Here is a 22,709-nt window from a genome sequence, read left to right as displayed (position 1 = left end):
AGGGGCACGCCCAGGAGGACCACTCCAGTCGGGGGGAGCAACGGCCGATGCCGGGGAGGTGATCCTCCTCCGTCTGCGGGACCGCGCTGCCCGCTTGCTGCCCGAGGGTCGCCTGCTGCCCGAGGCCGTCTGGGAACGGCGCCACCGGGCGATCGTGCGCCTGTGCCTGGTGTCGGCCGGGCTGCTGGTCCTCTTCGCCTGGTTCCGGGGCGCCGGTCAGCCGGCCGCGGTCGCGGTGCTCGCCGCCGTCGCCGGCCCGGTCCTGCCGGCCGTCCTGCCGCGGCTCGGACGCAAGCTGCGGGCCGCTGCGACCACCGCCAGCCTCATGGCGGCCTCCGTCGCGCTGGTCCACCTGTGGAGCGGCGTCACCGAGTCGCACTTCGTCTTCTTCGTGATGATCGGCGTCGTCTCGCTGTACCAGGACTGGGTCCCGTACGGCATCGCGCTGGTGGTCGTCGTGGTCCACCACGGCGTGTTCGGCACGCTCTACCCGCACGCGGTCTTCAGCCACGACGCGCAGCACAACCCCTGGGCCTGGGCCGGCATCCACGCGACCTTCGTCCTGGCCGCGAGCATCGCGCACCTGGCCTCCTGGCGGCTCAACGAGGACCAGGTCCTCAGCGACCCGCTCACCGGCCTGGCCAACCGCACGCTGCTCGAGGAGATCACCCACCGGCTGCTCGACCGGGGCGGCGCCGTCAGCCTCCTGTTCATCGACCTCGACGACTTCAAGGACGTCAACGACAGCCGCGGCCATGCCGCCGGCGACGAGCTGCTGCTCGTCCTCGCCGAGCGGCTGCGGGGCTGCGTCCGGCCGGGCGACGTGGTCGCCCGCATCGGTGGCGACGAGTTCGCCGTGGTCGTCAGCGGCGGTCCGGACGTCGCCCGGTCCGTCGGCGAGCGTGCGCTCGTCGCGCTGTCGGTCCCCGTGCCGCTCGCCGGGGGCACCGTCACCGTCCACGCCAGCGTGGGCGTCGCCGCCTCCGCGGACTCGACCGACCGGACCGCCGACGCGCTGCTGCGCAACGCCGACCTCGCCATGTACCTGGCCAAGGCGCAGGGCAAGAACCGGCTGGTCGTGTACGCCGACGGCATGGCCGAGGCCGCCCGCCGCCGTGCGGGCCTGGCCCAGGACCTCGCGGTCGCCGCCGACGCCGGTCAGCTGGAGGTCCACTACCAGCCCACGGTCCGCCTGGCCGACGGTCGCACCACCGGGTTCGAGGCCCTCGTCCGCTGGAACCACCCCGAGCGCGGGCTCATCCCGCCGTTCGAGTTCATCCCCCTCGCCGAGGAGACCGGCGCGATCACCGGCATCGGCCGCTGGGTGCTGCACGAGGCCCTCCGCCAGGGCGCCGCCTGGATCGCCGGGACCGGTGCGCCGCTGCGCATGGCGGTGAACCTCTCGCCCCGCCAGTTCCAGGACGGCGACGTGACGGCCGACGTGGTCGCGGCACTCGAGGACACCGGCTTCCCCGCGGAGCAGCTCACGCTCGAGGTCACCGAGGGCGTCCTGGTCCGGGACGTCGACACCGTGGTGGCCCAGCTGGAGTCGCTGCGCGCCCTGGGCATCCGCATCGCCATCGACGACTTCGGGACGGGCTTCTCCGGTCTGTCCTACCTGCGGCACCTGCCCGCGGACATCATCAAGATCGACCGCAGCTTCGTCATGGACCTGCCGCGCGGCCGGTCGGCGGTCACCCTGATCACCTCGATCGTCGAGCTGGCCCGCACCCTGGGCCTCGACGTCGTCGCCGAGGGCGTGGAGACCGAGGGGCAGCGGCGCGCGCTGGCCGACCTGGACTGCGGCTCGGCGCAGGGCTACCTGTTCGCCAGGCCGGAGCCGGCCGCACGCGCCGGTGCCCACCTGGGCGCGGACCCCGTCCGCATCCCGGCGCAGCCGGGCGCCCCCGCCGTCGAGCGGCTGCGGGGCACCCCGACGGCCTAGAGGTCGACCTTCTCGTTCTCGCCGCCCTCGATCCGCTCACCGGTGACCTTGGCCTTCACGAAGCTGAAGGCGGTGGCCAGCCGGCCGCCCGGGCTGTCCCAGTACTCCGCGGAGTCGGCCTGCACCTTGATCAGGACGACGCTGCCGTCGTCGGGGCCCTGGGGGAACCACGCCTCGACGGCGGAGTTCCACAGCTCCCGCTTCTTCGCCGCGTCCTCCACGACGACGGCGTCGCCGGTCAGCGAGACCCAGGTGCCGCCCGAGCCGACGCCCACGTTCACCTCCGGGGAGGCGGTGATGTGCTGCACCGGGTTGGAGTCGCGCTCGGCGAAGAACCACAGGTCGCCGTCGAACTCCACCTCCTGGAGCGTCATGGGCCGGCTGGTGAGCTTGCCCTCCATCGTGATCGTGGTGAGGAAGCCGAAGCGCTCACCCTTCAGCAGTTCGGCCACCTTGCGCGTCTGGTCGTCGCTCATGGGAGGTCCATTGCCCACGACCGGTCGGGCGACACCCGCGGTCACGAGGCGAATCGCGCGCGCAGACCGTCGATCAACAGGTCGAGGCCGAACTCGAAGGCCGCGGCGTGGGGCTGCTCGAGCAGCTCGGAGATCGCGGCCAGCAGGACGGGCTGGTGGGACAGCGCGCGCGCCCGCAGGGCGTTGAGCTGCTCGTCGGCCGGATCGGGCAGGGGCTGGGCGCTCTCCCGCTCGGCCTCGGCCTGCCACTCGGTGGCGCTGCCGATGACGTACGCGCCGATCGCGAACAGCGTCTTCTGCGCCTGGCCCGGCGTGAGCCCGGCGGCGACGAGCGCGGCGAGGACCCGCTCGATCCCCTCGAAGCTCTCCGGGCTCGGGCGGTTGCCGGCCAGTACCCGGGGGGCGTCACGGGTGGCGGTCAGGGCGCCGAACATGCGGCGGGCGTCGTCGCGGAGCCACTCCCACCACGGCTGCCCGGGTTCGGGGCCCGCGTAGCTCCGCCCGGTGCGGCGCACGAGCTCCTCCGCCATGAGGTCCATGAGCTGGCGCTTGTTCTCGACGTGCCAGTAGAGCGTGGGACCCGCGACGCCCAGCGCCTTGGCGATCCGCCGGAAGGACACCGCCTCCAGGCCGCCCTCGGCCAGCAGGGCGAGCGCGGCGTCGACGATGGCGGCACGCGTGAGGGGCGCGCGTTCGACGACCGGCTCTGGAATCACCTTGACACTCTAACGGTGTTAGGGGGACGCTGTCGCCCGTGTCTAACGCCGTTAGAGAGCCCGCGATCGAGGTCGTCGGGCTGACGAAGACCTACACGTCGAAGGACCGCCAGGTCGACGCGGTCCGGGGCATCGACCTGCGCGTCGAGGCCGGGCAGACCTACGGCTTCCTCGGGCCCAACGGCGCCGGGAAGTCCACCACCATCGAGATGCTGTGCACCATCCGGAACCCGACGTCCGGGGCCGCCCGGGTCGCCGGGTTCGACGTCGTGCGCGAGCGCGACCAGGTGCGCCGCCGGATCGGGCTCGTCTTCCAGCAGCAGACCCTGGACCTGCAGCTGACCGCCGAGCAGAACCTGAGGTTCCACGCCGACCTCTACGGGCTGAGCCGGCCCGACGCGGAGCGCCGGATCGACGAGGTCCTGGAGATGGTCGCGCTGGCCGACCGCAGGTCCGACACCGTGATGAAGTTCTCCGGCGGGATGAAGCGCCGGCTCGAGATCGCCCGCGGCCTGGTCCACGCGCCGCAGGTGCTCTTCCTCGACGAGCCCACGATCGGGCTGGACCCGCAGACGAGGGCCGCGATCTGGGACTACCTGCACGACCTCCGGCAGCGCACCGAGATCACCGTCTTCGTGACCACGCACTACATGGACGAGGCCGAGCACTGCGACCGGATCGCGATCATGGATCACGGCGAGATCGTCGTCGAGGACACCCCCGAGGCGCTGAAGTCGAGCATCGGCACCGACCGGATCGCCCTGCGCACCGACGACGACGAGCTGGCCATCGCCCGGATCCGCGAGCGGCTCGGCGTCGAGCCCGGCGTGCACGAGGGGCAGGTGACGATCGCCGTTCCCGAGGGCGCGGAGGTCGTCCCCCGGTTGTTCACCGAGCTCGGCGTGCACATCCGGTCGGTGACCGTCACCCGCCCGAGCCTGGACGACGTCTTCATGACCTACACCGGTCGCACCATCCGTGACTCCGAGGGGCCGCAGGGCTCCGGGTTCCCCTTCGCCGGGAGGCGATGACCATGACGTCCCGCGACACCACCGCACGTCCGGCCGAGCGCGGGCCGGTCGACCTGCTGCCCGAGGTCCGCAGCGACATGACCCACCAGCTGCGGGCCACCTGGGTGGTCACCCGCCGCGAGCTGCTGCGCCTCAAGCAGGACAAGGCCCGCATGGTGACGATGCTGCTCCAGCCGGTGCTCTTCATCTTCGTGATGGGGACGGGCCTGGGCAGCATCGTCGACACCGGCGGTGCCACCGACTTCCGCACGTTCCTCTACCCCGGCGTCCTGGCGACGTCGGTGCTGTTCACCGCCGCGTTCGCGGGGATCTCGCTGGTCTGGGACCGGGAGTTCGGGTTCCTGCGGGAGATGATGGTGGCGCCGATCTCCCGTGCCTCGATCATCTGGGGCAAGTGCCTCGGCGGCGCGATCGTGGCGACCCTGCAGAGCCTGGTGCTGCTGGCGCTCCTCGGCACGGTCGGCATCCCGTACTCGCCGGTGCTGATCGCCGAGCTGATCGGCTGCCTGTTCCTCGGTGCCCTGCTGCTGACCGCGCTCGGCGTCCTGCTGTCGACCCGGATCAAGACCATCCAGGCGGCCATGCCGATCAGCCAGCTGCTGATCATGCCGATGATGTTCCTGTCGGGGTCCCTCTTCCCCATCGGGGGCCTGCCCGACTGGCTGGCCGTGCTCACCCGGCTGAACCCGCTCACCTACGTGGTCCAGCCGATGCGCCACTTCTCGCTGGAGCACCTGTCCCTGACCGCGGCGGAGCAGGAGCGGCTGGTGCCGGTGCTCACCTGGTTCGGGTGGGAGGTGCCGGTCGGCGTCCAGCTCCTCACCGTCGCCGCCATCACCCTCGGCCTCATCACGCTGGCGGCCCGGGTGTTCAAGACGACCGAGTGACCGATGGCGCTGTGCGCCTCCTGCGCCTGCCGATAACACCTGGGACGACGGGCGCGGCGCCCGGGAACGGGAGGACGGCATGGCGAAGGTGCTCGTGGTGGAGGACGAGGACGCCACCCGCGTGATGCTGGAGCGGCAGCTGACCTGGGCGGGCTACCGCGTCCGCGCGGCGTCCTCGGCCGAAGAGGCCACGGCGGTGCTCGACGGCGTCTTCACCCCCGACGTCGTCGTGACCGACATGTTCATGCCCGGTGGCAGCGGTCTGGGCCTGGCCGGCACGCTGCGGGCCCACTCGTCGTTCGCCGACCTGCCGGTGGTCTTCCTGAGCGGCCGGGCCCTGCCCGGTGACGTCGACGCCGGCCGGTCCCTCGGCGCCACCTTCCTGGCCAAGCCGTGCACCCTCGCCGACCTGGCCCGGGCGATCGACGCCGCGACGGGGGTGGACGGGATCGAGCTGGAGGACGTCGTCCGCCGCCGGCTCGGCGACGTCGCGGGCGTGGGGGAGGAGGCGGAACGAGCGCTGACGGCGCGGCTGCTGCGCACCTTCATCCTGACCGCACCGGCCGTCCTCACCACCCTCGAGGGGGCGGCCCGGCGCGCGGACGCCGCGGGTCTCGAGGCCGCCGCCCACCGCCTCGCCGGTGCCGCCGCGACCCTCGGTGCCGACGCGCTCGCCGCGGCCTGCCGAGCGCTCGAGGAGCGCGGCCGGGAGGGCGACGTCGCGGACGTCGCGGAGCAGGTGCGGGCGCTCGCCGAGCAGGTGGCGCGGATCCTCGAGGTCTTCACCGGGCTCGCCGAGGAGCTGGAGGAGGACGCGCTCGTCGAGGACGAGGACTCGCCCGCTCCCTGACCGCCCCCCCCGCGCCGCCTAGGGTGCTGCGGTGACCTCGCTGGCCGGTGCCGTCTGGCCGGAGATCCCCGAGCGGCCGCTGGTCGTCGTCCCCCTCGGCTCGGTGGAGCAGCACGGCCACCACCTGCCGCTCGGCACCGACACCGCGGTGGCCTGCGCCGTCGCGGGAGCGGCCGCCCCGTCGCTGGACGGCGCCCTGCTGGCGCCCGCCCTCGCCTACGGCGCCAGCGGGGAGCACGAGGGCTTCCCCGGCACGATCTCCCTCGGCACCGAGGCGCTGACCGGCCTGCTCGTCGAGTACGGCCGGTCGGCGTGCCGGTGGGCCGGCCGGGTGCTGGTGGTCAACGGGCACGGCGGCAACCTCGACGCCCTGCGGGTCGCCGTCCCGCAGCTGCGCGCCGAGGGCCGGGACGTCGCCTGGTTCGCCTGCGGGGTGCGCGGCGGCGACGCCCACGCGGGCCGCACCGAGACGTCGCTGATGTTGCACGTGGAACCGGGTGGGGTGCGTGAGGACCGCGCGGTCGCCGGCGAGACGTCACCGGTCCGCGACCTGCTGCCCCGCCTCCGGGCCGAGGGTGTCCGCAGGGTCAGCCCGACCGGTGTCCTCGGGGACCCCGCCGGGGCGTCGCCCGAGGAGGGCCTGGAGCTGCTCGACCGGCTGGTCGCGGCGCTGGTGGCGTCGGCGACCGCCTGGCAGGTGGCCGCCGACGGCCGGATCAGCTGAGACCGGATCAGCTGAGAGCGCCGGCGAACTCTGGCACCACGGTGTCCAGGGCGTAGAGCAGCCCCGGCGCCGAGGCGCTCGAGAAGGCGTTGAGCGTGGTGGTGTCGTCGAGGACGACGGCGCGCCCGTCCTGCACCGAGGGCAGGGCCTGCCACAGCGGGTTGCCGGTGAACTCCGAGGACTCCACGAAGATCGGGAAGACGACGGTCAGCTCGGCGTCGAGCAGGTTCAGCTGCTCCTCGCTCACCGGGATGAAGAAGTTCTCGGTCGCCTGGTCCTCGATGGCCTGCTTGTTCCGGAAGCCGAGCTGCTCCATGAACGCGACCCGGGCGTCGCCGCTCACGTAGGCGCCGAAGCCTTCCGACGTGTAGGCCCCCACGGCGACCTCGGTGCCGTCGAACTCGGGGTGCGCCTCGGCCGCGTCGGCGAACGCCTGCTCGACCTGGTCCTGCAGGTCGGCGGCCTCGTCGGTCTTGCCCAGTGCCTGGCCGACCAGCTCCAGCTGCTGCTGCCAGGTGGTCTGGTAGGGGCCCACGCCCTCGGGCTGCCCGATGGTCGGGGCGATCTGGCTGAGCAGGTCGTAGCGCTCCTGCGTGCCCGACGAGCGGGTGTCGAGGATCAGGTCGGGCTCCAGCGCCGCGATCTGCTCGAAGCTCGGCTCGAGGGTCTCGATCATCTCGGGCTCCTCGGTGTACCCCTGCTCCACCCAGTCGCCGAGGCCGTCCCCGCCCACCGCCAGCCAGTCGCTGGCGCCGACGGGCTCGACGCCCAGCGCCAGCGCCGTCTCCGCGTCGGACCAGCCGAGGGCCACGACCCGCGTCGGCTCCTCCTCCACGGTCACGTCGCCGAAGGCGGTGCCGACGGTGACCGGGAAGGCGTCGGACGAACCGGACGCCGCGCCGCCCGCCTCGGAACCGGAGCCGGAGTCCGAGCCGGAGTCGCTGCCCGAGCCGCAGCTGGTGACGACGAGGGCGGCGGCCAGCAGGGCGGCACCGCGGAGGGCGGGACGGGCAGACATGCGTGCTCCTTCAGAAGGTCAGGTAAGGCTGACCTAAGCACACCGGGCGGCCCGTCGGATCATCGGTCCCCCTGCTGGTCCCGGTCCCGCGAGCTCCACCCGTCCCGGCGCAGCCTCTCGAAGCCGTCGAGGAGCACGTCGAGGGCGAACTCGTACTCGAACTGCTCGTCGCACCCCCCACCCACGCCGGAGAGGTCGTCCCCGGCCGTCGCCGTGGCGATCGCCAGAATGCTGGGGAAGCGCTCGCCGAGCTCGCGGGCCATCGCCGCCCGCGCCTCGGGCGGAGGTGGCGCCGCGCCGGGATCCCCCGTCTCGTCGAACAGCTCCGGGCTGAAGCCCCAGATCCGGTTGCCGAGCGCGTGCATGACGTGGTGGGTGAGGTCCGCGGAGAAGCCACCGCCCAGGAAGGTGCCGGCGACGGCGTCCATGTAGCCGAGGACGGCGAGGCTCCGTTTGCGGCGCGACTCGATGGCCTGGCGGGCCCACCGGTGGCGGACGACGACGGCTCGCGCGGACAGGAGCCGCTGCCGGAGGGCGGCCTGCCAGTCCTGTCCGGGATCCGGCGGCGCGAACTCGCCGATGACGACGTCGACCATCCCGTCGAGCAGCTCGTCCTTGCCGGCGACGTGCTTGTAGAGAGCCATCGGGACGACGCCGAGCTCCTGCGCGAGCCGGCGCATGCTCACCGCCTCGATGCCGGCCTCGTCGGCGAGGCCCACGGCGCGGCGGAGTACGCGGTCACGGCTCAGTGGCACGCGCCGTGCGGCTTCCTCGGCCACCTCCACCTCCGGCTCGGTCAACGACGGTGCTTGACAGGTGTACAGCGTACACCTACTGTCTCGCTTCAGCGGTGTACGCCGTACACCACACCAGAGCAGGAGGACGAATGGACGGGTCGAGGAGGACGGCGGTGGTCACGGGGGTGTTCTTCCTGGTGGCCGCCTTCCCCGCGATGGCGGCGCTGGCGCTGTACCAGCCGCTGCTCGGGGACGAGGGGTGGGTGCTGGGCGCCGGGTCGGGCGCGGGGATCCGCGTCGGCGCGTTCCTGGAGGTCCTGGTGGCGATCTCCGTGGCCGGGACGGCGATCACGCTCTACCCCGTCCTGCGCCGGCGGCACCACGGGTTCGCGCTGGGGTACGTCTGCGGGCGGCTGCTGGAGGCCACGCTCATCGTCGTCGGCATCCTCGCCCTGCTTGCCGTCCTCACCCTGCGGCAGGAGCCGGCCGGGTCGGACGACGGCCTGGTCGCGGTCGCGCGCGGGCTCGTGGCCTTCCACGACTGGACGTTCCTCTTCGGGCCGAACATCGCCCTCGGGGTGAACACGACGCTGCTGGCCTGGATGGTGCTCCGCTCCGGCCTGGTGGCCCGGTGGATCCCGCTGCTGGGGCTGGTCGCCGGCCCGCTCATCTTCGTCTCCGCGGTCGCCGTCCTCGCCGGGCGCTACGAGCAGGTCTCCGTCGCGGGCACCGTCGCCGCGCTGCCGGTGTTCGCCTGGGAGATGAGCCTGGCTGCGTACCTGCTGGCGAAGGGGTTCCGGCCGGCGGGTGCCGCCCCCGCGCCGGCCGCGAGGCCGGTACCGGTCCCGGCCTGATCACGACGCGGGCTCGTTCCCGGGCGGCCCGGCGGGACGCGGCTACTGTCCCGCACCGGGAACGGGCCCCCGGGACGCCGGACGGACCCCCGGACGGAGGGTGGACCAGCGATGACCCAGCAGACGACGCCGGTGGCGGGCGTCCCCGAGGCGCCCGGCCCTCGCGTGGCGGTCGAGACCAACGGCATCAACGTCATCGACGAGAGCGAGCGCAAGGGCACGCCCCGCCAGCTGTTCTGGCCGTGGTTCGGGGCGAACGTCAGCGTCCTCGGCCTGGCCTACGGCTCGTTCCTGCTCGGCTTCGGCATCTCGTTCTGGCAGGCCGTCGTCGCCGGGGTCGTCGGCATCGTCGTGTCCTTCCTGCTCTGCGGCCTGGTCGCCATCGCCGGCAAGCGGGGCTCGGCCCCGACGCTGGTCCTGAGCCGCGCCGCGTTCGGCGTCGACGGCAACAAGGTGCCCTCGATCCTGTCCTGGGTGCTGACCGTGGGCTGGGAGACCGTCCTCGTCTCCCTGGCCACCCTGGCGACGTCGACGGTGTTCACCCAGCTCGGCTGGAGCGGCGGCACGGCGACCCAGGTCGTCGCCCTGCTCGTGGTCGCGGCCCTCGTCGTCGCCGGCGGGGTGCTGGGCTTCGACCTGATCATGCGCATGCAGACGGTCATCACCGTCGTCACCGGCGTCCTGACCGTGGTCTACATCGCCCTGGTCGCGAAGGAGATCGACTGGTCCGCCGTCACGTCGGCGCCGTCGGGCTCGACCGCCGTCTTCATCGGGGCGCTGGTCTTCGTGATGACCGGCTACGGCTTCGGGTGGGTGAACGCGGCGGCCGACTACTCGCGCTACCTGCCGCGCCGGGCCTCGACCCGCGGCGTCGTCGCCTGGACGACGTTCGGTGGGGCGCTGGCGCCGGTGGTGCTGCTGCTCGTGGGCCTGCTGCTCGCCGGGTCGGACCCGGAGCTCTCGGCCGCCATCGGCGCGGACCCGATCGGCGCCCTCGGCACGATCCTGCCGACCTGGTTCCTGGTGCCGTTCGTCCTCGTCGTGGTCCTCGGCCTCATCGGCGGGGCCCTGCTGGACATCTACTCGTCGGGGCTGTCCCTGCTCGCCGCCGGCGTCCGGGTGCCCCGCCCGGTGGCGGCGCTCATCGACGGCGTGCTGATGGTCCTGGGCACGGTCTTCGTCGTCTTCGTCGCCGACGAGTTCTTCTTCCAGTTCCAGGGCTTCCTCATCACCCTCGGCGTCCCGATCGCCGCGTGGTGCGGGATCGTGCTGGCCGACCTCGCGCTGCGCCGGCGCGACTACGCCGAGCCGGAGCTCTACGACCCGCGGGGCCGCTACGGCAGCGTGCAGCCCGTCCCGCTCGCCCTCCTGCTGCTCGGCACGGTCGTCGGCTGGGGCCTGGTCACCAACACCTACGCCGGCTGGCTCGACTGGCAGGGCTACCTGCTGGGAGCCGTCGGGCTGGGTGGACGCGAGGGCGACTGGGCCTACGCCAACCTCGGCGTCCTGGCCGCCTTCCTGATCGGTCTGCTCGGCACCCTCGCCCTCCGGCGGAACGCCGTCCGGGCGCAGGAGATGATCGCCGGGTGAGCGCACCGCAGCTCGAGGGCTGGCTCGTCGTCGTCGACCTCCAGCACGTCTTCGGCGACCCGGACTCGCCCTGGACCGCGCCCCGGTTCGAGGAGATCCGGCCGCGGATCCGCCGGCTGGTCGAGGCCTTCGGCGACCGCGTGGTCTGGACCCGCTTCGTCGCGCCGGCCCAGCCGGTCGGTGCGTGGAAGGAGTACTACCAGCAGTTCGGGTTCGCGCTGGTGCCGCCGGAGCACCACCTCTACGGGCTGGTCGAGGACATCGGGTCGCACCCCGTCGTCGACGCCACCACGTTCGGCAAGTGGGGGCCGGACCTCGCCGAGGTCGTCGGCGAGGGGCCGCTGACGGTGGTCGGCGTGGCCACCGACTGCTGCGTCATCTCCACCGTCCTGCCGGCGGCCGACGCCGGCGTGCCGGTGCGCGTGGTGGGCGACGCGTGCGCCGGCTCCTGCGACGACGACCACGACCGGGCGCTCCGCATCATGGGGCTGTACGCGCCGCTGGTGGAGGTCATGACCACCGACGAGGTGCTGGCCGGCCGGTGATCCCGGCCCCCGAGGACCCGCTCCCGCGCGGGTTCGCCGTCCGCCTCGACCCCCGGACCCGCCGGCGCCCCGGCGGCGCCCTGCTCGGCGGGTCGCCGCTGCGGCTCCTGCGGCTCTCGCCCCGGGCCCGCGGGCTGCTGGCCGGCGACCGGCTGGTCGTCGGCGACGCGACGTCGGCGACGCTGGCGGCACGGCTGCTCGACGCCGGGCTGGCGCACCCGGAGCTGCCACCGCGGGCCGCCGCCGACGTCACCGTCGTCGTCCCGGTGAAGGACCGGGCCGTGGACCGGCTGCTCGCCGGGTTGCGCGCCGACCCGGGGACGGCGGACCTGCCCGTGGTCGTGGTGGACGACGGCTCCGCGGTCCCGGTGTGCGCTCCCGGGGCCCTGGTGCTCCGCCACGAGAGCCCGCGGGGCCCCGCGGCCGCGCGGAACGCCGGGCTGCGGGCGGCGACCACGCCGTTCGTCGCGTTCGTCGACTCCGACTGCGTCCCGCGCCCGGGCTGGCTCGACCGGCTGCGGCCGCACCTCGACGACCCGCGGCTGGCCGTCGTCGCCCCGCGGATCACCGCGCTGGGGTCGGCCGGCTGGTTCGCCGCCTACGAGGCGGCGGTCAGCGCGCTGGACATGGGGCCGCACCCGGCCCCGGTCCGCCCCGGCTCCGCGGTCTCCTACGTGCCCAGCGCGGCGCTGCTCGCCCGCCGGTCGGCCGTCGGCGCGGGTTTCGACGAGGCGATGCGGGTGGCCGAGGACGTCGACCTGGTGTGGCGGCTGGCCGCGGCCGGGTGGCGGGTGCGCTACGAGCCGGCGGCCGAGGTTGCCCACGCCCATCCCGGGACGACGGGGGAGTGGCTGCGCCGCCGCGCCTTCTACGGCACCGGCGCCGCGCTGCTGGCCGCCCGGCACGGCAGGGCGGTGGCGCCCCTGGTGATCGCCCCGGAGACGGCGGCCGCGTGGGCGCTGGCGCTGGCCGGCCGTCGCGGGGCAGCCGCGGGCCTGCTCGCGCTCACGACCGCCCGCCTGGCGCGGAAGCTGGGCCGGTCGGGGGAGCGGCCACCCGTCGGCTTCGCGGCGCTCCTCGTCGCCCGGGGGACCGCCGCCTCCGGCCGCGCGCTGGCCCGGTCGGTCACCCGTCACCACTGGCCGGTGGCCCTGCTCGGGGCCCTGGTCTCCCGGCGCGTCCGTCGCGCCGTGCTCGCCGTCGCCACCGCCGACGCCGTCCTCGGCTGGTGGCCGCACCGCGGCCGGGTGGGACCGGTCCGTTTCGCCGCCGCGCGGCGGCTGGAGGACCTCGCGTACGGCGCCGGGGTGTGGGCAGGGGCCGCCCGCACACGCGACGTCCGGGCACTGCTCCCGGCGCGCCCGGAATGATCCGGCCCCGCCGGGTCTTGTCGACCTGACGTAGTGCGGTTCGGCCAGCGTCGGTCCCCGCGACGACGCGACCCGAGAGAGAAGACGTGACAGCCCTCCAGGACCGGCCGACCGCCACCGTCCCCGCCCCGCCCGCCGTCGAGCGCCCGGGGGTGGCCAGGACGGCGCTCGTCCTCGGCGGCTTCGTCGCCATCGGGCCGCTGACCATCGACATGTACCTGCCGGCGCTGCCCACGATCACGCGGGAGCTGGAGACGACGGCCAGCGCCGTGCAGCTGACGCTCACCGGCACCCTGATCGGCCTCGCGCTCGGCCAGCTCGTGCTGGGGCCGGTCTCCGACGCGCTGGGCCGCAAGCGGCCGTTGCTCGCGGGCACCGCGCTGCACGTCCTCGCCTCGCTGCTGGTGCTCGTCGCCCCGAACCTGGCCGTGCTCGGCGCGCTGCGGGTCCTGCAGGGCGTCGGGACGGCGGCCGGCGCGGTCATCGCGATCGCGATCGTGCGCGACCTGTACGACGGGCGGGCCGCCGCCACGATGCTCTCCCGCCTGTTCCTCGTGCTCGGCGCGGCCCCGGTCCTGGCGCCCACCATCGGCGGCGAGCTGCTGCGGTTCACTTCCTGGCGCGGGATCTTCGCCTTCCTCGCCGTCTACGGCGTGCTGATGATCACGGTCGGCATCCGGTCGCTGCCGGAGACGCTCCCGCCCGAGCGGCGGCAGAGCAGCGGCGTCCGGGGCACCCTGCGCGGGTACCGCGGCCTCTTCCGCGACCGCGCCTACGTGGGCCTGGTGCTGGTCGCCGGCCTGACGATGGCGGGTCTGTTCAGCTACGTCTCGGGTTCGGCGTTCGTCTACCAGGGCGAGTTCGGGCTCGACGAGCAGCAGTTCGGCCTGCTCTTCGGTGCGGGCGCCTTCTGGCTGATCGCCGCCACGCAGCTCAACCCGGTGCTCCTGCGCCGCTGGTCGCCGCAGCAGCTGCTGGTCACCGGCACGGTGGTCGGCGCCGCCGCCGGCGGTGCGCTGGTCGTCCTCGCGGCGACCGGGACGGGCGGGCTGTGGGCGGTCGCCGGCAGCCTGTGGGCGGTGCTCGCCGCCTGCGGCCTGGCGCTGCCCAACGCGCCGGCGCTGGCCCTCTCCCGCCACGGCGACGCGGCCGGCACGGCGGCGGCGCTGCTGGGCGCCATCCAGTTCGGCGTCGGGGCCGTCGTCTCGCCGGTGGTCGGGCTCCTCGGCAACGACGCGGTCGCCATCGGCACCGTCGTCGTCTCGGCGCTGGTGCTCGCCCTCGTCGTCCTCGTGGCCGTCGTCCGGCCGTGGGAGCTCCCCGTGCCCGACGACGACGCGCTCCCGGCCGCCGCGCACTGACCTGCGGGCGGCCCCGCTCTGGTGGAACGGGCCGCGAACGGCCACGATGGCCGTGACATGAGCCACCGCTGGCGGAGCGTCCCGTGCCGTCGGCCGTGAACCCCTGGCTGGCGCTCCCCGCGGGGCGCCCCGGCCCGGACCACGACCGACGGCTGCGCGCTGCCCACGAACGCCTCGTCACCGGCACCGCGCCGGCCGACGACTCGGTACGCCGGGTGGTCCGCGAATCCTGGGACCGCTCCCTGGGCAGCGGCGTGGACCCCGACGGCGCCCAGCCCCCGCCGGTCGACCTGGTCGACGACGAGCTGATCGCCTACCGCGAGGCGCACCCGCTCGCCCCGGTGATGCCGGTGATCCGGCGGCTGCTGGTCGAGGACGCCGAGGACGACCGGATGATCGTCGCGGTCACCGACGCCGGCGGCCGGATGCTGTGGGTGGAGGGCGACTCGGCCCTGCGGTCGCGGGCGGCCGGCATGCACTTCGTCGAGGGGGCGAGCTGGGCGGAGGCGGTCGCGGGCACGAACGCCCCGGGGACGGCGCTGGCCGTCGACCACGCCGTCCAGATCTACGGCAGCGAGCACTACCGGCGGCCGGTGCAGCCGTGGAGCTGCTCCGCCGCTCCGGTGCACCACCCGCTGACCGGCGTCCTGCTCGGCGCGATCGACGTGACCGGCGGGGACCACGTGGCCAGCCCGCACGTGCTCACCCTGGTGCGGGCGACCGTGGCCGCCGTCGAGTCCGAGCTGCGCTGGCAGCACCGCGAGCAGCTGCAGCGGGGGAGTCGTCCCGCGCCGCTGCAGCGGCTGGGCCCGCGGCTCGAGGTGCTCGGCCGGGAACGGGCGCGGCTGGCCCTGCCCTCCGGGCCGGTCGAGCTCTCGCTGCGCCATTCCGAGCTGCTGCTCCTGCTCGCGGAGGCCGCCGTCGCCGGGGAGGGCAGGACGGCGTCCCAGCTGGCCGCCGAGTGCCACCCCGGTGAGGCGGCGGAGGTCACGGTGAGGGCGGAGCTGTCGCGGCTGCGCCGGCTCGTCGGACCCGAGCTGGTCGGCTCCCGGCCCTACCGGCTGACCGGCCGCCTCGACACCGACCTCGACCGGGTCCGGCGGCTGCTCGCGCGGGGAGCGGTCGGGGAGGCGCTCGAGCGCTACCCGGGGGCCGTGCTGCCCGGGTCACGCGCCCCGGGCGTGGCCACCGCCAGGGAGCGGGTGGCCGCGCTGCTGCGGCAGGCGGTGCTGCGCAGCCGGCGTCCCGAGCTGCTGCTCCGCTACGCGCAGCTGCCCGAGGCCCGGGACGACGTCGCCGTCTGGCAGACCTGCCTGGAGTGGCTGCCGGCCAGCTCGCCGCGCCGGGCCGCGGCGGCGACGCACCTGTTGCGCCTGAGACGGACGACGCGGACGCGCTGACCCCCGGGAATGCGCCGAGGGGTGGTGGTCTTGGCTGGTGGAGTGAGTGCCGCTCCTCCCGCCGACAGCCCGCCCACGAGCACCGTCCGCGTGGTGGTCGCCATCGTCGCGCTGGCGCTGGGCGGGTTCGCGATCGGCACCACCGAGTTCGTGACCATGGGCCTGCTGCCCGACATCGGCGACGGCGTGGGCGTCGACATCCCCACGGCCGGTCACGTGATCTCCGCGTACGCGGTCGGCGTGGTGGTGGGCGCCCCGGTCATCGCGGCGGTGAGCGCCCGGCTCCCGCGGCGCGCGCTGCTGGTCGGCCTCATGGGCTTCCTGCTCCTCGGCAACGCCCTGACCGCGCTGGCGCCCGGCTACCGCACGCTGCTGGTCGCCCGCTTCGTGGCCGGGCTGCCGCACGGCGCCTACTTCGGGGTCGCCTCCCTCGTCGCCGCCGCCCTCGTGGCGCCGCGGCTGCGCGGACGCGCGGTGAGCTCGGTGATGCTCGGGCTGTCGGTCGCGCTGGTCGCCGGCGTGCCGGCCGCGACGTGGCTGGGCCAGGGGCTCGGCTGGCGCTCGGCCTACTGGCTGGTGGTCGTCCTGGCCCTGGCCACGATGGGGGCCGTGCTCGCGGTCGTCCCGTCCATGCCCGGGCGCCCCGACGCCACGGTCCGCGGCGAGCTGGGTGCCCTCCGCCGCCCGCAGGTGCTGCTCACCCTGGCGGTCGGCATCGTCGGGTTCGGCGGCATGTTCGCGCTGTACAGCTACATCGCGCCGCTGGTCACCGACGTCGCGGACCTCTCCCGCGGCACCCTGCCCGTGGTGCTCTTCGTCTACGGGATCGGCGGGGTCGTCGGGACGGCGCTGGCCGGCCGGCTCGGCGACTGGGCGCTGTTCCCCTCGCTGGCCGGCTCGCTGGTCACCCTGATGGCCGTCCTCGCCGTCACCGCGCTCGTCGCACCGTGGGCGCCCGCGCTCGTGGTCGGCGTGCTGCTCGTGTCGATCAGCGGCTCGACCCTCGCCATCCTCCTGCAGCTGCGCCTGATGGAGACGGCGGGCGAGGCCCAGATGCTCGGGGCCGCGCTCAACCACTCGGCGCTCAACCTGGCCAACGCCCTGGGCGCCTGGGTCGGCGGCCTGGTGATCGCCGCCGGACTGGGCTACCGCGCACCCAGCGCCGTCGGGGCCGGCCTCGCCGCTGCGGGCCTGGTCCCGCTGGTGATGTCCGCCGTCCTGCGCCGCCGGGAGCGGCGGGCCACTGTCCCGGCCCCGACGGCGGAGCGCGTCCCCGTCGCCTGACGTGCAACCCGGATGCAACGTTTCCGATCGTCGTCCGAGGGGCGAGAAGCCCGGATTTCCGGGCCTTTCGCCCGCGGAACGGCCGCCGGGACTCCCGAGCCTGGACTGACCCTCGCTCGGCGATGCAGACTCCGCCTGTACCCCGGGACGTGACCGGGGCCACACCTGTGAGCGGAGGATCGGTGACGCAGATCAACGTGCGGGTCGACGGGGCGTCCTACAGCGACGACGTCGAACCACGAACACTCCTCGTGCACTACCTGCGTGAGCAGCTGGGCAAGGTCGGGACGGTCGTCGGCTGCGACACCAGCAACTGCGGCGCCTGCACCGTCCACCTCGACGGCGAGGCCGTGAAGAGCTGCACCGTCTTCGCCGTCCAGGCCGACGGCAGCGAGGTCACGACGATCGAGGGCATCTCGCAGAACGGGACCCTGCACCCGATGCAGAAGGCCTTCCACGAGATGCACGGCCTGCAGTGCGGGTTCTGCACGCCCGGCATGATCATGGCCTCGATCGACCTGGTGAACGACAACCCGAGCCCGAGCGAGGACGAGGTCCGCGAGGGCATCGAGGGCAACCTCTGCCGCTGCACCGGCTACCAGAACATCGTCCGCGCGGTGCAGCAGGCCGCCGCGGAGATGAACGGCGGCGCGTCGGCGACCTCGCCGGCCGCCGTCGACACCGCGGCCGCTCCCCACGTGGCGGTGCAGTCATGACCATGGTCGAGGAACCCACCACCACCGCGCCGGAGCGCGAGGTCGGCAAGGCGCGCAAGCGCAAGGAGGACGCCCGCCTCATCACCGGGAAGACCACGTGGACCGACAACATGGTCCTGCCGGGGATGCTCCACCTCGCCGTCGTCCGCAGCCCCGTCGCGCACGCCAAGATCACCGGCGTCGACGTGACCGCCGCCCAGCAGGCGCCGGGCGTCATCGCCGTCTTCACCGGCCAGGACTTCAAGGAGGAGCAGGGGTCGATCCCCTGCGCCTGGCCGGTGACGCCGGACATGGTCAACCCCGGGCACCCCTCGATCGCCGTCGACGAGGTCAACCACGTGGGCGAGGCGGTCGCCGTCATCGCCGCCCGCAGCAAGGCCGCGGCCCAGGACGCCGTCGAGCTCGTCGACGTCGACTACGACCTGCTGCCCGTCGTCCTCGACATGGAGGTGGCGACCGGGGAGAACCCGGCCCTGTGCCACGACCACATCGAGTCGAACGAGTCGTTCAGGTTCGTGTTCGACGCCGGTGACGCCGGCACGGGCGCGGACACCGAGCAGGCGTTCGCCGACGCCGACGTCGTCGTCAGCCGGCGCTTCGTCCAGCAGCGGCTGATCCCGGCGTTCATGGAGCCGCGGGCCGTCGTCGTCCAGCCGCAGGGCGACAACTACACGATGTGGTCCTCCACCCAGGTCCCGCACATCCTGCGGCTGATGCTGGCGATGGTGACCGGGACGCCGGAGCACAAGCTGCGGGTCATCGCCCCCGACGTGGGAGGCGGGTTCGGCGGCAAGCTGCAGGTCACGCCGGAGGAGGTGATCAGCCTCCTGGTGGCCAAGCGGCTCGGGAAGCCGGTCAAGTGGGCCGAGACCCGCAGCGAGTCGCTGATGAGCGCCCACCACGGGCGCGACCAGATCCAGTACATCGACATCGCCGCCGACCGCGAGGGCAACGTCAAGGGCCTGAAGGTCCACATCCTCTCCGACATGGGCGCCTACCTGCGCCTGGTCAGCCCGGGGGTGCCGGTCCTGGGCGCGTTCATGTACGTCGGCATCTACAAGTTCCCGGCCTACCGCTTCGACTGCCAGGGAGTCTTCACCAACAAGACGCCGACCGACGCCTACCGCGGCGCCGGCCGGCCGGAGGCCACGTTCGCGATCGAGCGGATCATGGACGAGCTCGCCGTCGAGCTGGACATGGACCCGCTGGAACTGCGCCGCAAGAACTGGATCGGCGCCGACGAGTTCCCCTTCACCACCGCCGCCGGTCTCGAGTACGACAGCGGCGACTACGAGCAGGCCACCCAGCAGGCGCTCCAGCTGCTCGGCTACGACGAGCTCCGCGAGGAGCAGCGTCGCCGGCGCGAGTCGAACGACCCGGTGCAACTCGGCATCGGCTTCTCCACCTTCACCGAGATGTGCGGGCTGGCGCCGTCCCGGGTGCTCGGCTCGCTGTCCTACGGGGCGGGTGGCTGGGAGCACGCCTCGATCCGCATGCTGCCCACCGGCAAGGTCGAGGTGGTCACCGGTTCGACGCCGCACGGGCAGGGGCACGAGACGGCGTGGAGCCAGCTCGTCGCCGACGAGCTGGGCGTGCCGTTCGAGGACGTCGAGGTGCTGCACGGCGACACGTCGGTGTCGCCGCGCGGCCTGGACACCTACGGCTCCCGCTCGCTGGTGGTCGGCGGGGCGGCGGTGGTCAACGCCTCCCAGAAGGTGATCGCGAAGGCCCGCAAGGTCGCCGCCCACCTGATGGAGGCCAGCGAGGAGGACCTCGAGTTCGCGGGTGGGTCCTTCTCGGTCCGCGGGACGCCGGGCACGTCGCTGTCGATCCAGGAGATCGCGCTGGCCACGTTCGCGGCGCACAACTTCCCCGAGGGCGTCGAGCCCTCGATCGACGCCGACGCCACCTTCGACCCGGTGAACTTCTCCTTCCCGCACGGGACGCACATCTGCGCCATGGAGGTCGACACCGAGACCGGCATGGTGAAGATCCGCAAGTACGCGTGCGTCGACGACGTCGGGAAGATCGTCAACCCGCTCATCGTCGAGGGGCAGGTCCACGGCGGGCTGGCCCAGGGGATCGCGCAGGCCCTGTACGAGGAGGCCGTGTACGACGCCGACGGCAACCTCACCACCGGCACCTTCGTCGACTACCTGGTGCCCTCGGCGGCCGACCTGCCGCACTTCGACACCGGCAACACGGTGCACGAGGCGCCCGGCAACCCCATCGGCGCCAAGGGCGTCGGTGAGGCGGGCTGCATCGCGTCGACCCCGGCGGTCGTCAACGCCGCGCTCGACGCCGTCCGGCACCTGGGCGTGTCCGACATCCGGATGCCGCTGACCCCGGAACGGGTCTGGCGGGCCCTCCACGAGGGAGGGGACGGCGGAGGACGCGCGACCGCCGGCACGAACGCCTACGGCGGGGCGCAGACCGAGACCACCGCCGGTGTCGCGACCGACGCTTCCTCGCTGGGAGGGGACCGATGATTCCCGCACCGTTCGCCTACGCCCGCCCGTCGACCGTGGACGAGGCGCTGCAGGCCGTGGCGTCCGGCGGCGAGGACGTGAAGATCCTCGCCGGCGGGCAGTCGCTCATCCCGGTCATGCGCCTGCGGCTGGCCGCCCCGGAGACGGTGGTGGACCTGACGAAGGTCGCCGAGCTCCGCGGCGTGCGCGAGGAGGGGGACGCGATCGTCGTCGGCGCGATGACGACGCACTCCGACGTCATCTCCGACCCGCTGGTCGCGCGGTACGCGCCCCTGGTGGCGCAGGCGACCGAGACGGTGGCCGACCGGCAGGTGCGCCACCGGGGGACCTTCGGCGGGGCGCTGGCCCACGCCGACCCCGCCGGCGACCTGCCGGCCGTGGCGCTGGCCCTCGACGCGGAGTTCGTGATCGCGGGGCTCTCGGGGCGTCGCACGGTGCCCGCCGCGGACTTCTTCGTGGACTACCTGACCACCGCGCTCGAGGAAGGGGAGCTGCTCGTCGAGATCCGCCTGCCCAAGCGCGAGGGCTGGGGCATGCACTACGAGAAGTTCAACCGCGTGGCGCAGGCCTGGTCCATCGTCGCGGTGGCCGCGGCGGTGCGGATGGAGGGCGGCCGGATCGCCGAGGCGCGGGTCGGGCTGACCAACATGGGGCCGACGCCGCTGCGGGCGACCGCGGTCGAGTCGGCGCTGGCCGGGGCCGAGGCGACGGCGGAGGCGATCGCCACCGCGGCCGAGCACGCGGCGGAGGGCACCAGCCCGAGCAGCGACCTCAACGCCCAGGCCGACTACCGCCAGCACCTGGTCACGGTGCTCACTCGCCGTGCGGTCACCGCGGCCGCCGGGCTGTAGCGTCCAGAAGAACTCGTCCGTTCCGGCCGGTCCGCCCTAGGGTGGTCCGGCCGGAACGCACCGTCCAGGAGGTCCAGCCGTGCAGTTGGAGAACTCGTTCACCGTGCCCGTGCCGATCGACGAGGCATGGCGGGTGCTCCTCGACATCGAGCGGATCGCGCCCTGCATGCCCGGCGCGGCGCTCGACTCCGTGAACGGTGACGAGTTCACCGGCCGCGTGAAGGTCAAGCTCGGCCCCATCAACCTGACCTACCAGGGCAAGGCGTCGTTCATCGAGAAGGACGAGGCCGCCCACCGCGCCGTCATCGACGCGCGGGGCAAGGACCAGCGGGGCAACGGGACGGCGGCGGCGGTGGTCACCGCGAAGCTCGCCGCCGAGGGGTCGACCACCCGCGTCGACGTGCTGACCGACCTCAACATCACCGGGCGGCCCGCCCAGTTCGGGCGCGGCGTGATGACCGACGTCGGCAACAAGCTGCTGGGGCAGTTCGCGGACAAGCTCGCCGCCCAGCTCGGTGAGGGCGACGCCCAGGGCGATGCCGCACGGGCCGAGACGGCCGCGCAGAAGGCGGCCGCCACGGTGACCGGCGCCGTCGAGGAGGTCGCCGCCTCGGTCGAGCAGACCGCCGGGAACGGAGCTGCCGGGCAGGCGGTGAAGAAGGCGGCGGCCGGGACGAAGAAGGCCGCTGCGGCCGCGACCGACGAGGTGAGCGCGACGAGCGCGGTGGATCCAGCGAAGGCTCCGGCGAAGAAGGCGCCCGCGAAGAAGGCGGCGGCGGCCAAGAGCGCGCCCGCCAAGACCGCTCCGGTGAAGGCCGTGCCACCGCTGCCCGACGCCGGGCCCGCCGCGACCGACACCGCGCCGGCGAGCACGGACGCGGCTCCGGCGTCGGCCGACACCGCGCCGGCCGCGGCGTCTCCGGCGAAGGCACCCAGCGGCCCGCCGTCCGGGCCCACCGCGCCCCCGACCCGCCCCGCCACCGGCGCGCCGGTGCGGAGCGTGCCGTCGGCCGGCCCGAGGACCGTGACCCCGCCGCAGCATGAGCCCGAGCCGATCGACCTGCTCGAGGTCGCGGGCGGTGCCGCCATGGCGCGCTACGCCGCGCCCGCGGCGGGCATCGCCGGGGTGCTGCTGCTCCTCACCCTGCTGCTCCGCCGGCGCCGCCGGCGTTCCCGCCGCTGACGGTTCCGTCGTGCCGGCGGCCGCTCGCCGGCCTGAGCACGGCGTGACGTCGGGGCTGCACGCCGGCCACGGAGTTCGACGGCTTCCCCTGCGAGGTCGTGATGATCGCCGACCAGAGGTGATCTCCACCCGGATTCGCAGGTCACCCCCCTGACCAGCCAGAACTGTCGTACCCCGGGCGTACGTTCGCTCATGTGTTCGAGGGTGGTGGGTTCGGGGTCGGCGTGACGGTCACGTCCGTCGACGTGGGCCCGCCGGAGCCGGAGTTCCTGCCGGCGGGGGTGACCGCGCGGGATACGCGGCTGGGTGAGCTGCTGCCGGTCTCCTCGCGCACCGACGCCGAGCTGGCCGTCGAGCTGCAGCGGATCGAGCAGGTGGAGGGGCAGCTGGCCGCCTACAAGCTGGAGGTGGTCGCCGAGCTGGCCGACCGCCGCCCCGACACCCACGACCGGCAGCTGGGCGAGCCGGGTGCGGCGTCGCCGGACTGGCTGCCCGGGCCGGGCCGGGAGCCGGCGGCGGGGGTGAGCGAGTTCTTCGCCGACGAGCTGGCGATGGTCCTGGGCTGCTCCCGGACGGCGGCGACGAAGCTGGCCGACTGCGCGCTGCTGCTGCGCGACCGGCTGCCCGCGACGTGGGCGGCGCTGGCCGACGGGGAGGTGGACTGGCCGCGGGCCCGGGCGCT

The 22,709-nt window shown here is 74.1% G+C and carries 21 protein-coding genes; 17 read left to right on the top strand and 4 right to left on the bottom strand.

The features are described 5' to 3' along the window. Window positions 1–58: 58 nt before the first annotated feature. Window positions 59–1,945 carry a putative bifunctional diguanylate cyclase/phosphodiesterase gene (locus tag DCS98_RS13710; protein ID WP_241037969.1) on the top strand — a complete coding sequence of 629 codons (1,887 nt, stop codon included), beginning with the start codon at window positions 59–61 and terminating at the stop codon, window positions 1,943–1,945. Here DCS98_RS13710 and DCS98_RS13705 read toward each other — a convergent pair. Beyond that, on the bottom strand, window positions 1,942–2,421 hold the full coding sequence (locus DCS98_RS13705; RefSeq protein ID WP_116451952.1) for a pyridoxamine 5'-phosphate oxidase family protein: 480 nt from the start codon (window positions 2,419–2,421) through the stop codon (window positions 1,942–1,944). The genes DCS98_RS13710 and DCS98_RS13705 overlap by 4 nt on opposite strands. A gap of 41 nt (window positions 2,422–2,462) precedes the next feature. Further along, the gene (locus DCS98_RS13700; protein ID WP_116451951.1) at window positions 2,463–3,137 is read right to left on the bottom strand and encodes a TetR/AcrR family transcriptional regulator C-terminal domain-containing protein; all 675 of its coding nucleotides are present in this window, start codon (window positions 3,135–3,137) and stop codon (window positions 2,463–2,465) included. Between the two features lie 38 nt (window positions 3,138–3,175). On the opposite strand from DCS98_RS13700, the gene DCS98_RS13695 reads away from it, so the two are divergent. From DCS98_RS13695 to mftE, 4 genes are all read left to right on the top strand, one after another. Beyond that, on the top strand, window positions 3,176–4,168 hold the full coding sequence (locus DCS98_RS13695) for an ATP-binding cassette domain-containing protein (protein ID WP_116451950.1): 993 nt from the start codon (window positions 3,176–3,178) through the stop codon (window positions 4,166–4,168). 2 nt (window positions 4,169–4,170) lie between these two features. Beyond that, window positions 4,171–5,055, top strand: a complete 885-nt coding sequence (locus tag DCS98_RS13690) for an ABC transporter permease (RefSeq protein WP_206340264.1) — start codon at window positions 4,171–4,173, stop codon at window positions 5,053–5,055. Between the two features lie 79 nt (window positions 5,056–5,134). Further along, the gene (locus tag DCS98_RS13685; protein WP_116451949.1) at window positions 5,135–5,905 is read left to right on the top strand and encodes a response regulator; all 771 of its coding nucleotides are present in this window, start codon (window positions 5,135–5,137) and stop codon (window positions 5,903–5,905) included. Between the two features lie 31 nt (window positions 5,906–5,936). Next, entirely contained in the window at window positions 5,937–6,629 is a 693-nt protein-coding gene (gene mftE, locus DCS98_RS13680) for a mycofactocin biosynthesis peptidyl-dipeptidase MftE (protein ID WP_116451948.1), read from the top strand. Between the two features lie 7 nt (window positions 6,630–6,636). Here mftE and DCS98_RS13675 read toward each other — a convergent pair whose 3' ends face one another. Then, window positions 6,637–7,647 carry an iron-siderophore ABC transporter substrate-binding protein gene (locus DCS98_RS13675; RefSeq protein ID WP_116451947.1) on the bottom strand — a complete coding sequence of 337 codons (1,011 nt, stop codon included), beginning with the start codon at window positions 7,645–7,647 and terminating at the stop codon, window positions 6,637–6,639. Window positions 7,648–7,706: 59 nt separating this feature from the next. Beyond that, entirely contained in the window at window positions 7,707–8,447 is a 741-nt protein-coding gene (locus DCS98_RS13670) for a TetR/AcrR family transcriptional regulator C-terminal domain-containing protein (protein ID WP_206340263.1), read from the bottom strand. 110 nt (window positions 8,448–8,557) lie between these two features. Between DCS98_RS13670 and DCS98_RS13665 the strand changes: the two genes are divergently transcribed. From DCS98_RS13665 to DCS98_RS13610, 12 genes are all read left to right on the top strand, one after another. Continuing rightward, on the top strand, window positions 8,558–9,238 hold the full coding sequence (locus tag DCS98_RS13665; protein WP_206340262.1) for a DUF4386 domain-containing protein: 681 nt from the start codon (window positions 8,558–8,560) through the stop codon (window positions 9,236–9,238). A 111-nt stretch (window positions 9,239–9,349) separates the two neighbouring features. Beyond that, window positions 9,350–10,828 (top strand): purine-cytosine permease family protein, encoded by a 1,479-nt coding sequence (locus DCS98_RS13660; RefSeq protein WP_116451945.1) that lies wholly within the window; start codon window positions 9,350–9,352, stop codon window positions 10,826–10,828. Further along, complete coding sequence (locus tag DCS98_RS13655) at window positions 10,825–11,373, top strand: cysteine hydrolase family protein (protein ID WP_116451944.1); 549 nt, start codon at window positions 10,825–10,827, stop codon at window positions 11,371–11,373. The genes DCS98_RS13660 and DCS98_RS13655 overlap by 4 nt, the downstream gene beginning before the upstream one ends. Then, window positions 11,370–12,743, top strand: a complete 1,374-nt coding sequence (gene mftF / locus DCS98_RS13650; protein ID WP_206340261.1) for a mycofactocin biosynthesis glycosyltransferase MftF — start codon at window positions 11,370–11,372, stop codon at window positions 12,741–12,743. The genes DCS98_RS13655 and mftF overlap by 4 nt, the downstream gene beginning before the upstream one ends. 86 nt (window positions 12,744–12,829) lie before the next feature. Continuing rightward, complete coding sequence (locus DCS98_RS13645) at window positions 12,830–14,104, top strand: multidrug effflux MFS transporter (protein ID WP_116451943.1); 1,275 nt, start codon at window positions 12,830–12,832, stop codon at window positions 14,102–14,104. A gap of 83 nt (window positions 14,105–14,187) precedes the next feature. Then, window positions 14,188–15,504, top strand: coding sequence for a sigma-54-dependent transcriptional regulator family protein (locus DCS98_RS13640; RefSeq protein ID WP_241037966.1), 1,317 nt, complete (start codon window positions 14,188–14,190; stop codon window positions 15,502–15,504). 42 nt (window positions 15,505–15,546) lie between these two features. Further along, the gene (locus DCS98_RS13635; protein WP_116451942.1) at window positions 15,547–16,788 is read left to right on the top strand and encodes an MFS transporter; all 1,242 of its coding nucleotides are present in this window, start codon (window positions 15,547–15,549) and stop codon (window positions 16,786–16,788) included. Between the two features lie 182 nt (window positions 16,789–16,970). After that, complete coding sequence (locus DCS98_RS13630) at window positions 16,971–17,504, top strand: (2Fe-2S)-binding protein (RefSeq protein ID WP_241037964.1); 534 nt, start codon at window positions 16,971–16,973, stop codon at window positions 17,502–17,504. Beyond that, window positions 17,501–19,993 (top strand): xanthine dehydrogenase family protein molybdopterin-binding subunit, encoded by a 2,493-nt coding sequence (locus tag DCS98_RS13625; RefSeq protein WP_116451940.1) that lies wholly within the window; start codon window positions 17,501–17,503, stop codon window positions 19,991–19,993. The genes DCS98_RS13630 and DCS98_RS13625 overlap by 4 nt, the downstream gene beginning before the upstream one ends. Further along, window positions 19,990–20,844, top strand: coding sequence for an FAD binding domain-containing protein (locus DCS98_RS13620; protein ID WP_116451939.1), 855 nt, complete (start codon window positions 19,990–19,992; stop codon window positions 20,842–20,844). Before DCS98_RS13625 ends, DCS98_RS13620 begins: the two co-directional genes overlap by 4 nt. Before the next feature lie 79 nt (window positions 20,845–20,923). Further along, window positions 20,924–22,027: an SRPBCC family protein gene (locus DCS98_RS13615; RefSeq protein WP_116451938.1), complete on the top strand. Its 1,104-nt coding sequence runs from the start codon at window positions 20,924–20,926 to the stop codon at window positions 22,025–22,027. Between the two features lie 224 nt (window positions 22,028–22,251). Then, on the top strand, window positions 22,252–22,709 hold a 458-nt coding region (locus tag DCS98_RS13610), incomplete at its 3' end, for a DUF222 domain-containing protein (protein WP_164704563.1).

The organism is Blastococcus litoris (assembly GCF_003075095.1).
GTDB classification, from domain to species: Bacteria; Actinomycetota; Actinomycetes; order Mycobacteriales; family Geodermatophilaceae; genus Blastococcus_B; species Blastococcus_B litoris.
This window is presented reverse-complemented; position numbering and strand designations above follow the sequence as displayed.

Bases quoted from the DNA above. Each gene is read 5' to 3' on its own strand.
- DCS98_RS13690 (WP_206340264.1), top strand. From the start codon at position 4,171: ATGACGTCCCGCGACACCACCGCACGTCCGGCCGAGCGCGGGCCGGTC.
- DCS98_RS13620 (WP_116451939.1), top strand. From the start codon at position 19,990: ATGATTCCCGCACCGTTCGCCTACGCCCGCCCGTCGACCGTGGACGAG.
- DCS98_RS13625 (WP_116451940.1), top strand. From the start codon at position 17,501: ATGACCATGGTCGAGGAACCCACCACCACCGCGCCGGAGCGCGAGGTC.
- DCS98_RS13705 (WP_116451952.1), bottom strand. From the start codon at position 2,421: ATGAGCGACGACCAGACGCGCAAGGTGGCCGAACTGCTGAAGGGTGAG.
- DCS98_RS13660 (WP_116451945.1), top strand. From the start codon at position 9,350: ATGACCCAGCAGACGACGCCGGTGGCGGGCGTCCCCGAGGCGCCCGGC.
- DCS98_RS13675 (WP_116451947.1), bottom strand. From the start codon at position 7,647: ATGTCTGCCCGTCCCGCCCTCCGCGGTGCCGCCCTGCTGGCCGCCGCC.
- DCS98_RS13685 (WP_116451949.1), top strand. From the start codon at position 5,135: ATGGCGAAGGTGCTCGTGGTGGAGGACGAGGACGCCACCCGCGTGATG.